This window comes from Salinarimonas soli (genome assembly GCF_008386575.1).
Lineage (GTDB): Bacteria > Pseudomonadota > Alphaproteobacteria > Rhizobiales > Beijerinckiaceae > Salinarimonas_A > Salinarimonas_A soli.
Window position 1 is genome coordinate 1,469 of record NZ_VUOA01000071.1, and the last position, 1,061, is coordinate 2,529.

At 67.9% G+C, this 1,061-nt stretch carries 1 protein-coding gene; it reads left to right on the forward strand.

Going from position 1 to position 1,061, the window contains the following annotated elements:
• Positions 1–647, forward strand: a 647-nt coding sequence (locus F0L46_RS25180) for a methyl-accepting chemotaxis protein (RefSeq protein WP_240540161.1), incomplete at its 5' end; no start/stop codon positions are given.
• Positions 648–1,061: the final 414 nt, after the last annotated feature.

The window sequence follows — 1,061 nt, forward strand, 5'->3', positions numbered from 1 at the left end:
CGACGGAGGAGCTGTCGATCTCTGTGCGCGAGATCGCCTCTCAGGTCGCTCAATCGAGCGGCATCGCGTCCAGGGCGGTCGAGAAGGCGCGTGGCACGGATGCAGCGGTGCAGGCGCTGGCGGCCGATGCGGGGCGGATCGGCGAGGTGGTCGCGTTGATCAACAGCATCGCCAGCCAGACGAACCTGCTTGCGCTGAACGCGACCATTGAGGCGGCGCGAGCCGGTGAGGCCGGGCGTGGGTTTGCAGTGGTCGCGTCGGAGGTGAAGGCGCTTGCTGGGCAGACGACGAAGGCCACTGAGGAGATTTCGGCCCAGATCACCAGCATCCAGAGCGCGACGGAGGGGGCGGTCAAAGCGGTGCGGGAGATCGGGCAGATCATCGCCGAGATGTCGGCGATCTCGTCTGCGGTAGCGGCCGCTGTCGAGGAGCAGGGCGCCGCGACGGGCGAGATCGCGCACAACGTCCAGCAGGCGGCCCAGGGCACGCAGCAGGTCACGGGGGCGATCCAAGAGGTGAGGCAGGGCGCCGGGGAGACGGGGGCTGCGGCCGCACAGGTCCTGGGCGCGGCGCGCGAGCTTGCGCAGCACTCGACCAGCCTGGGGCAAGAGGTGGCAACCTTCCTCTCGGGCGTAAAGGCGGCGTGACCCTTGGCCATCTCGGTCAGGCTTGTCCGGTTCCGTGACTCGCGCACCAGGTGACCAGTGGCCGGCTGCATCCCTGAGCCCAGGCGAATACGCGCCTCAAGGTAACCGCAGGTATCTGGCATGCATCTGCAGTGACGCGAGTTGAACTGCCTGAACGGAGCCGCTAGAGCAGGACATTCCTCGCCCTGCCCCTCCCAGTCCTGCGTTCTCAGCCAGCGGTTTCCGTACAGCGTCACATGCGTATTTTGGTCGTCGAGGATGAGCTGCTCTATCGCGAGCCGGTTCGCGAAGCGCTGGAGCAGGCCGGGTTCGAGGTCGTCGAGACCGCCTCGGCGATCGAGGCCGGCGCCCTGATCCGGACCGGGCCGGTGCTGGATGCCCTCTTCACCGATATCGCGCTCGGGCCGGGACCCA